Genomic DNA, 11,185 nt, shown 5'->3' with positions numbered 1-11,185 from the left:
CGGCTTCGTCCATGATCAGTGCCGTCGTATTCGCGAGCGGGCTGCCGATCGGGATCGTATCGGCTTTTTCATCTATTTCATTGATGAAATAATACGTTGCATACACTGTGCTTTCCGTCGGACCGTAAACATGAATCAATTTATCCCGGCCGACATGATCCAGCACTTTTCTCACATGCGGAATCGAGGCTCTATCCCCGCCGAAAAGGATTTTCCGCAGCTTGGCAAGACAGCCGATGTTGATGTCGGCGAGCGTATTGAACAGCGCCGTTGTAATGAACATCACGCTGACTTGTTCTTTTTCAATTACATCGGCCAGTTCATGTGTATTCAAGACCGTCTCTTTTTCGATCAGGACGAGTGACGCTCCGTTTAAGAGAGCTCCGAAGATGTCGAACACCGATCCGTCAAACGAATAGTTGGACAGCTGAAGGATGGCGTCATCTTCTGTGATGTTGATATAATTGGTATTTCTGACGACCCTTACCGCACTGTAATGCGGGGTGACGACGCCTTTTGGCGTTCCCGTAGAACCTGATGTATAAATGATATAGGCGGTATCGCCGGAATCATTGACAGAACCGAGCGGTTCTTTACTGAATCCGTCTGATGCCCCTTTGTCCAGATGTATCATGTCAGCCTCACAATCGTTTCCGTCTGCCGTTTTTCCTTGTGTAAGCAGTACCGCGGCTTTTGTGTCTTCGAGCATGAAGGCCATTCTGTCTTTAGGCGTTTCAGGGTCAATTGGCAGATATGCACCTCCCGCTTTTAAAATCCCGATGATGCCGATGATCATTTCGAAGGAGCGGTCCGCGATGATCGCCGCAACCGAGCCTCTGCCGATGCCTTTTTCCCTGAGAAGTCTCGCGGTTTGGTTTGCTTTTTCATTCAGCTCTCTGTAGGTCATGCGCTGAGCACCGAACACAAGCGCCGTATGGTCAGGCCTCTTCATGGCCTGTTCCTCAAAAAGCTCATGAAGCGGCTTGTCTTTCGGGTAATTTGTTTTTGTATCGTTGAATGTGTGTAAAATCCTGTGTTTTTCTTCTTCTGACACAAGGTTGATATCTCGTAATGTTATGGCTTCATCTTCCGCCACTTGTTCTGCGACGGTGATGATATGCTTTTCTAGTGTTTCGATGATGGTGTTGTCATATACATTTTCATCATAGATGAAGAGCAGCTTTAATTGATCGTCAAGAGCCGCGGAAATGCTGAAATGATAATTGGTCTGTTCTTCTCCGCTGACATTCACCATTTCAAAACCTACATCATTTTTTTCTTCAAACGCTTTTTGGTCAACAGCATAGTTTTCAAAGACCATGACATGATCGACCAAATCGTTTTTCAACTCGCTCAGCGCTTGAACCTCCGCTAAATTCATATAATGGTAGCGGCTGCTTTCCAAAGCGTCAGTTTGGGTTTTCCGCAGAACATCTTGAAAACGCTTGTCTTTGTCCAGCCTGATTCTGGTCGGGATGGTGTTGATGAAGACGCCGACCATTTTTTCGATCCCTTCCACTTCGGCATCTCTACCGGAAACAACGGTTCCGAACACCACATCCTCGCTGTTGTTGTATTTCGCCAAAATCACGCCCCAAATGCTTTGCAGCACGGTATTGATCGTCACATGATTCTGATTGGCCAATTTGATCAGGCGGTTTGTCAATTCTTTGGAACATTCAATCGTTTTCTCTCTTCTTTTAAAACCCGTCTCAGAAGGTGTGCGGAGCTTTGGAAGCGAATTTTTTTGATCATAGCCGCTCAAATAGCTCTCCCAATAGCTCTGAGCTTCTTCTTTATCCTGATCCTCCAGCCATTTGATGTAATCGCTGTACGGCCTCGGATCTTCCAATTGATGATGTTGGCCTTTCCGCTTCATGTCATATATCGTCAACAGCTCATCCAGGATGATGCCAAGGCACCATCCGTCAAGCAAAATGTGATGATACGTCCAGACAAATTGATACGAATCGTCAGACGTTCTGATGAGACAGGCTCTCATCAACGTATCTTTGGCTAAGTCAAAACCCTTTTGTTTATCTTCTGCCAAATATCTCTCCAAAACGCCGTCTTGATCATGCCGGCCTCGTATATCAAGATAGTCAAACTTCATGTGCCGATCTTTGATAATGACGTGCAGCGGCTCATCCAATCTGTGATGAAATGATGCTCTTAGGATCTCATGCCTTTTCATGACTTCATTTAGGCTTTCTTCAAACATCCGCTCATCCACATCACCTTTTAATTCAATGATGAACTGCTCAAAATATGCGTGTGACGCTTCGTCTTTCATGGCATGAAACAGCATTCCTTTTTGCATGTTTGATAACGGATATATTTTCTCAACTTTTGTTTTCATATCGTCATCTCCTAGAATTCCTTTTGTTTTCAGATCCACATGGGCCGCCCATTTTTAAGCAGCAGGTTAACCATTTCAAGGGGGGCTTCTTTAGCTTTTTTCATGATGTCTAGCTGTCAACAGATTCATATTCGTTTAATAATTCTTCAAGATCTTCCAATGAGAGTTTGTCATAACCGTAGTCAGAGGACGTTTTTTCGGTCTCATTTTTGCCCGTGCAATGGCTGATGACCATTTGCAAACTTTCTTTGAATGCTTGATTCAATTCGCTGATCGTATCTGAAGAATACTCGTATTCGTTAAATGTCGTACTGATCATCAATTGCCGGTCGGCAACGACTGAATCGATTTCAACAGAGGCATCCCTTGCACTTTTTTCTCCGATGCTTTGACCTGCCGAAAGCTTTGACGATGAAAATTGCTCAGCCGTCAGATCATGATCGAGCTCACCAAGATAATTGAATAAGATCGGAGGCTTTTCATCCTTTAAAAGCACTTCGTCTTTTCTCAAATACTTAAGGATGCCGTATCCGATTCCGTTATTCGGTATTTTCCGCAATGTTTCTTTCACGATCTTAATCATCATTGACAAGTCTGTTTCATCTTCTAAGTCGATGAATACCGGATACATTGCGGTGAACCAGCCGACCGTTCTCGTGATATCCACTTCTTGCAAAATATCATCTCTTCCATGGCCTTCCATAAGAATTTTCAGCCTGTTTTCCCCCGTCAGCTGCCTTGAGGCGATCAACAAAGCCGTTAAAAGGAGATCATTGATCTGCGTATTGTATGCTTTATGCGCCTCTTTCAGCAGCTGTTCCGTCTCCATTTGGCTGAGGGATATTCTGAGTGTTCTGCTATTTTCATAGTTATCATGTGCCGCTTGACGATGTTTAGGGAGGAATGCCATCTTTCCTTTGGATATCTCCCGCCAATATTCTTGTTCTTTCAGCAGCTTTTTGCTGCTTGCGTACTCAGCCAGTTTTTCGGAAAACGTCTTGTACGAATCCGTTTTATAACCGAGCTCTATCGGTTTGCCTTGCAGGGCTTGACCGTATGCTGCTTCAAAATCCTCGAACAATATTCTCCAGGACACGCCGTCTACCAAAAGGTGATGGATCACAATCAGCAGATGGTCTCCCTCCGTTGTTTTGAACACGCAGAGCTTGATCATTTTGCCCTCGCTGATGGATATGTCTTTTTGAATATTCGTCGCTAACTGATAAACGGTTTCCTCGAGATTTTTTTCCGTTTTCAAATCATAGACATACAGATCGAAGACGCCGTCTTCCAAGCCGCGGTTATGCTGAATGATGTCACCGTTCTTCTCCCGATAGACCATCCGTAATGCATCATGGTGTTCTGTGAGTTTACGGAAAACCTTTTCGACGATCTTTTCAGCAAACCCGTCTTTCCGGTACAGCATAAACGCTTGATTATAATGGTTTCGCTCCTTTTGGTTGGCTGCAAAAAACGATCTTTGGACAGGAGTCAGCGGCATGTGTCCTTGAACGATTTCGCTAATACGTGCTTTCGTTTCTTTTTTGACATATTTACTGAGGTGTCTGATGGACGGATTGGTAAACAGATCTTTAACCTGAAGCCTGAGATCGGCTCTTGATAATTTTGAAACGATTTGCAGAGCCTTAATTGAATCTCCTCCGATTTCAAAAAAATTATCGTTGATTCCGATTTTGTCCCTGTCCAGTACTTCCTGCCAAACAGCGGCCAGCTTTTCTTCCGTTTCATTACGCGGCGCTTCATATCCGCTTGCCGCTATGACGTCTCCGGCAGGTTCAGGAAGCGCTTTTCGATCGATCTTTCCGTTTGGTGTGAGAGGCATCTTGTTGATTTGAATAAAATAGGAAGGGAGCATATAGTCCGGTAAGTGATCGGACAAATATTCCCTCAGTTCATTTGCGTTTGTTTTCGCTCCGGCGACAATATAGGCGCACAGGTACTTATGCCCTTTTTTGTCTTCCCGGTCTATAACGACAGCTTCGCTGATGTTTTGATTTTCCAAAAGCTTCGTTTCAATTTCGCCGGTTTCGATTCTGAAACCGCGAATCTTGACTTGGTGATCGATTCTCCCGAGGAATTCGACATTTCCATCAGGCAGCCATCTTGCCAAGTCTCCCGTTTTATACATGTTCCCCCCGGCGGCAAAACGATTTGGAACAAACCTTTCCTTCGTGAGTTCCGGTTTGTTTAAGTATCCCCTCGCGATCCCTTCACCGCCGATGTACAACTCGCCATAAACACCGACCGGCTGCGGATTTAATGAGGGATCCAATATATAAAATGCTGTATTGTCCAGCGGCTTTCCTATCGGCGTATTCGCAATCTCTGGAATCTGATCCAAAGCTTCCTCATAATAGCCGGAATCGACAGAAGCTTCTGTGACGCCATAGCTGTTGATGATTCTCATCCTTTGTCCGAACCGTTCAACGAGCCACTTGTAATCTTTGATCGTGCAAGTGTCAGACCCTATGATCAACAGCTTCATGCTTGAAAGATCAAGCTTGTGATGATCGATATATTTCATCAAAGGAATAATCAGGCTTGGCGTCGATTCCAACATATGAATGCCATATTTGTTGATCATGTCATACAGTAGATTCATTTCCAGTTTGATATCATCCGGGACGATATACATTGTTCCGCCATTGAGAAGACTGCGGCACAAATCTCCTGCGAATACATCAAATGACATGCTGGCAAGCTGGAGCAGGTTGACTGAAAATGATGCCAATTCATAGTGCTTTCTCCAAGTATAGTGGGCATGAATGATATTGCGGTGCTCGACCATCACGCCTTTTGGGTTTCCTGTGGTACCCGAGGTATAGATGACGTATGCCAAATCACCGGGGGAATTAAGATGCTCCAGATTGCTTCCATCCATGTCGTAAGCATCGGCCTGATCGATTTGGATGATTTCGCCGGCAAAGCTGATGCTGCCAATAAGATGATGCTGGGTCAGCAATAGATCAGCTCCGCTATCCATGATGAGATATTGGATGCGCTCTTTCGGTAGCCCCGGATCGATCGGCATGTACGCTCCGCCGGCCTTTAGAACCGCCAATATGCCTGTCACCATCTCCAACGAACGCTCCGCCATGATTCCGACTACTGACTCCCGCTGAACCCCTTTTTTCCGCAATGTTCTGGCCAATTGATTCGCTTTTTCATTTAATTCGCGGTATGTCAACATATGATCTTTGAAGACCGCCGCCGGATGATTCGGTGATTTCTCAGCCTGTTGTTCAAACAGCTCAGAAAAAATCCCTGCCGGGTGTTCGGCCTTCGTATCATTAAATTGATACAGCACTGTGTTGCTTTGTTCTTCTGAAAGCATGCTAATTTCGTTTAATGTCTTCTGCGGGTGATCGGAAATATCTCTTAGGATATTCACGAAATGCTGCGCCAGCGTTTCGGCGGTTTCTTTTTTAAACAGCCTTGTGCAGAATTCCAAGTGAAACGTAATGACACCTGCGGACTCTGCTGCTGCCAGCGACAAATCGAATTTTGAAATCTGAAACTCCAAATCGACGGGTTCAATATGCAATCCCTCTATAGCAGGCTCTCCATCATCCAACGCCTGCATATCAAACATTGTGTCGAACAACGCATTTCTGCTGATGTCCCGTTCCAAATCTAATTTGTCTACGAGTTCATCGAAAGGATAATCTTGATTTTCATAGGCATTAAACGTATTTTCTTTTACATCTTGCAAATACTCAATAAATGACCTGCCGCCTTTTGGAAGGTTTCTCATCGCAAGGGTGTTGACGAACATCCCGACCGTACGTTCCAACTCCTCCCGGGTTCGCCCGGCCATCGGCGAACCGACAATAATATCTTCCTGTCCGGTGTATTTCGAAAGCAGTATTGTATACCCGGCCAACAGCAGCATATACATCGTGACTCCGTTTTCTTTCGCTGTTCTTTTCAGCTTATCCGTCAGCTCTCTTTCGATTGCAAATGCAATTCGATCTCCTTCATAGCTTTGCATTTGCGGCCTAGGAAAGTCTGTCGGCATGTTCAGAACAGGGATGTCGTCTTGAAAAACGGATAGCCAGTATTCTTCCTGTTTTTTCAACCGGGCTTTTTGACAGGACTCTCTTTGCCACTCGGAATAATCTTTATACTGGATCTTTAACGGTGCAAGTTCCTTTTCTTCATATAAAGCCGCCCATTCTTTCAGCAAGATCCCGATTGACACGCCATCGGAAATGATATGGTGCATATCAAGCAGCAGAATATGTTCGGCAGCGTTCACCCTCACCAGCTCCGCTCTCAAAAGGGGGGCTTTTTCCAGGTCAAACGGTCGGATAAATTGATTCATCTGTTCCCGCAGGCTGCAATTGTCAAGCCCGCGGTATTTCATTTCAAATGTGACCTCTTCGTTTATGTCCTGAACGGGTTCGCCATTGATGGTCATAAAGGATGTTCTTAAGCTCTCATGTCTTTTGATTAGCGTTCTGAAGGCCTTTTCGGCCTTTTCCGTTTGGAGCTCACCTCTTATTTTCATCGCAAAAGGCATGTTGTAGGCGGTTTGGCCTTCTTCGATCTGATTGAGGATGTACAGCCTTTTTTGAGCGGAAGAAAGCGGGTAGTATTCTTTCTTTTCCGCTTTTTGAATGTCGGATTGAACTTGTTTTTGTTTTTGTTCGATATAAGCTGCGATGTCTTTAATCGTCGGATGACTGAAGATTTCCTTTAGCGTCACTTCGACTTTTAATGCCGATTGAATTTTCGCGGCCATTGAAAAAGCTTTTAACGAGTGTCCGCCGATGTCAAAGAAATGGTCGTTAATCCCGATCTTTTCCGTTGCTAATATATCCTGCCAGATCGATAAAAGTAATGCTTCCGTTTGATTGCGCGGGGCTTCGTAGCGGGCTTGGGAAAATGCCCCTCGATCCGGCTCCGGCAATGCCTTAAGATCAGCCTTTCCATTGATCGTGCGGGGAATTTGATCAAGCTTGATAAAGCAGGACGGAATCATATACTCCGGAAGGTCCTTCGCCAAACGTTCTTGAACCTGCTCAATGTTTGCGTTTTTGTTATTGAATGCGATGTAGGCGCATAGATATTTGCTGCTTTCCTGATCTTCCTTCGCCACCACGATGGCTTCATTGATATCGTCGTTCATCAACAACCGATGTTCGATTTCTTCCAGTTCGATCCGATAGCCGCGGATTTTGACTTGGTTGTCGATTCTGCCTAAAAACTCGATGTTTCCGTCAGACAGCCATCTTGCTAAATCGCCTGTACGATATACTCTCTCGCCTGCTTCATCCAGCACAAATGCCGTTTTTGTCAATGTTTCATGATTCAAGTATCCCCTTGCGACCCCTTCGCCGCCGATCAGCAGTTCACCCGGTACTCCAACCGGCTGCGGCCGGCCGTATTGATCTGCAATGTATACCTTATAATTGCTTAAAGGCTTACCGATGGGAATGCTCGTTTTTTTGCGGTCTGCGCTGCTTAGTTGATAATAGGTAGCGCAAACTGTCGCTTCCGTTGGCCCGTAGGAATTGTAAACGTCGGCGCCTTTGATGATATTTTCGATGTACTCAAATTTTAATACGTCCCCTCCACTGATAAATTTCATCTGCGGATGAAAGGTTAAGTGCTGATTTTTATCAATTTCATTTAATAAGAGCGGGGAGCAGCTGACAAGTGTGACACGATGCTTCCCGATCGTTTTCACCAGTTCATCGATGTTCAGATCGCTTACTTTTCTGCTGATCACCAAGCGCCCTGAGCAAGCTAAAATAGGGTAGACTTCTTCAGAAAATGCATCAAATGAAAAGGATACGACTTGCAGGACTGTATCATGTTCGCTTAAAGGAATTCTTTTTGTAAAAGCATCTACATAGTTGACGACATTGCGGTGAGTCGTCATGACACCTTTCGGCCTGCCTGTAGAGCCCGATGTATAAATCACATATGCCAAATCAGAAGCATTGTTGACATTTGGGAGGTTTTCTTTGCTGAAAAATCGGGTGTCTTCGGTGGTTATCAGTTGACGCCCGTCTATTTTCGATTTAAAGGGCTCCTGGATGACGACCATATCAGCTCCGCTGTCTTCCAGCATATATTTGACTCTGTCCTCCGGATAATCCGGATCAATTGGCAAATAGGCTCCACCGGCTTTTAAAATTCCGATAATCCCGATGATCATCTCGAGTGAACGGTCTGTCATGATTGCCACGATTGTATCCGGCTTTACGCCCTTCTCTCTTAAAAGCCAGGCCAATTGGTTGGCTTTTTCGTTCAGCTCTCTATATGTCAATTGCTGATCTTCGAATATAACAGCTGGGTGATCGGGTGTTTTTTCAGCCCGCTCTTCAAACAGCCGGCTGACTGTCTTGTTTTTCTGACCATCTGTCTTTTCATGATTGAATGTATGTAAGATGATGTCTTTCTCCTCTTCCGACATCATTCTGATCTCGCTTAACGGCAGTTCAGGGTGATGAGCAGCGTCTTTTAAAACATTCGAATAATGTCCGGACATTCTTTCAATCGTTTCTTTTTTATACAGATCAGTGCAATATTGGAAATCGAATTTCAGGTTGTCTCCATGCGAAAATGCCGTCAGGCTTACATCGAATTTCGCGACATGAAACGGAATATCATACGTTTCAAAATGCCCCCCACCGGCTTCAGATACGAAATCATCCGCATGCTGCAGATCAAACATCGTGTCAAACAGCGGATTTCTGCTCATGTCCTGTGTCAAGCCCAGGCTTTCGATCAATGCATCAAATTGATAATCTTGATTTTCATAGGCGTTCAACGTATTGTTTTTGACCGTTTCGACATATTCGCTAAATGTCATGTTCCCCTTTGGCCGGTTTCTCAGCGCAAGGGTGCCAACAAACATCCCGATTGTCCCGCTTAAATCGGCATGCGGTCTTCCGGCAATCGGCGAGCCGACAATGATATCCTCTTGTCCGGTGTATTTTGACAGCAGAATGGTGTAGCCTGCCAAAAGAAGCATGTACATCGTAACGCCGTTTTTTGCGGCGATCGTCTTCAGTTTTTTTGTGGTGTCCTGATCCAATTCAACAACCGTTCTGTTTCCTTGAAAGCTTCGGATTTTCGGCCTTGGAAAATCAAGCGGCATATTCAAAACCGGAATGTCTCCCCAGAAGGTATTGAGCCAATAAGCTTCCTGCTTCTTCAACCGGCTCTGCTGCTCGATATCTCTCTGCCACTCTGAATAATCTTTATACTGAGCCGCCACTGGAGACAATTCTTTGCCTTCACAGCAGTCGGCGAATTCCTTCATTAATATTCCGATAGAGACGCCGTCTGAAATGATATGATGCATATCAACCATCATCATATGCTCAGCTTCATCCACTTTTACGATTTCCGCTCTTAAAAGCGGGGCTTTTTCTAATTGAAAAGGTTTGATGAAACGGCTGATTTTCTCCTGAATGCTTTGATCCCCCAACTCGCTGTATTCAAGTCGGAACTTGGCTTCCTGTTCGATTTTCTGCACCGGTTCGCCATCGAGCATGACAAAAGAAGTTCTTAACGATTCATGCCTTTTGATGAGCTCTTTCCATGCCTGTTCAAATCGGCTGATTTGAACTTCACCGTTTATTTTTACCGCCAGCGGCATGTTATAGGCCGTTTTGCCGTCATCAAGCTGATTTAAAATGAACATCCTTTTTTGTTCCCTTGACAAAGGATAAGTTCCGCTTTTAGACGGCGCCGCTTTCGGAAGGCTTCGCTCAATGTCCGTTTCACCTGCTTCTAGCGCAGCGATGATATCTTCTTTATACCGCTTGATTTGCTGTTTTAAGTCAGCCGTCAATACTTCTTGAGGACCAATGATTTTGATTTTTCCCTTGTTATGGTATAAGGTGATATTTTTCTTTTTCAAATCATTTATGAAGTCCATTATGCTCATACTCATCTCACTCCATTCGTCAGACTTGCGGCCGATATCAGAATCGGTTTTTTTGCGGAAAATAGGGCAGCTGTACAATCTATCATTTCAAATGATAGATTGTACAGTGCAATTCCATCACACTTCCTCTTCCGCGTACTCCTCACTAATGGCCGATTCGGCTTCGGCAGTTAATACAAAACGTGCTAATGATTTGGCAGTCGGATGTTTAAAGAACGTGCTGATCCTCATATCAATGCCAAACGTTTTGTTAATGGAATGGACAGCTTGCATCGCTTTCAGCGAATTCCCGCCCTTGTCGAAGAAATGGCAGGAAATACTCATCTGCTCTGTTCCGAGTACGTCCTCCAAGATGGAAATGATGCGCTGTTCGACATAGTTTCTTGGCGCTTCGTACTCCGCTTCAGTTCCTGCGCTTCTGTCCGGCTCAGGCAGGGCTTTTCTGTCGACTTTCCCGTTTTTGGTGAGCGGCAGCTTGTCCATGTTCACGAAATAGGCGGGAATCATGTATTCCGGAAGCTTTTCACCTAAAAATCCTTTCAGCTCATCAAGAGAAATCTCGCGATTTGCCGTGATATAGGCGCAAATGTACGGGCGGCTCTCTTCGTCTTCCCTGACGGTGACGATCGTCTCGTTGATGTCTTCATGCAGCTCCAGCCGGCTTTCGATTTCGCCGAGTTCGATCCTGAAGCCGCGGATTTTCACCTGGTGGTCGATTCGGCCGATGAATTCGATGTTGCCGTCAGGCAGCCATTTCGCCAAATCGCCCGTCTTGTACAGCCTTTCTCCTTGAATGAACGGATGCGGGATGAATTTTTCCGCCGTCAGTTCCTCGCGGTTTAAATATCCTTTGCTTAAGCCGTCGCCTGCGATGCACAGTTCTCCGGGAACACCGACCG

Annotated in this window: 3 protein-coding genes; all 3 read right to left on the bottom strand. The window is 45.2% G+C overall.

Translation table 11 applies throughout. From position 1 onward, the window contains the following. Positions 1–2,359: non-ribosomal peptide synthetase (locus BTA31_RS21285; protein ID WP_142243768.1), on the bottom strand; the 2,359-nt coding region annotated here is incomplete at its 3' end. Between the two features lie 109 nt (positions 2,360–2,468). Next, positions 2,469–10,286, bottom strand: coding sequence for a bacitracin non-ribosomal peptide synthetase BacB (gene bacB, locus BTA31_RS21280; protein ID WP_076794095.1), 7,818 nt, complete (start codon positions 10,284–10,286; stop codon positions 2,469–2,471). 117 nt (positions 10,287–10,403) lie between these two features. Beyond that, positions 10,404–11,185 (bottom strand): non-ribosomal peptide synthetase (locus BTA31_RS21275; RefSeq protein ID WP_142243767.1); only part of this gene is annotated, 782 nt, incomplete at its 5' end.

Source organism: Bacillus haynesii, from assembly GCF_001969855.1.
GTDB lineage: Bacteria > Bacillota > Bacilli > Bacillales > Bacillaceae > Bacillus > Bacillus haynesii.
This window is presented reverse-complemented; position numbering and strand designations above follow the sequence as displayed.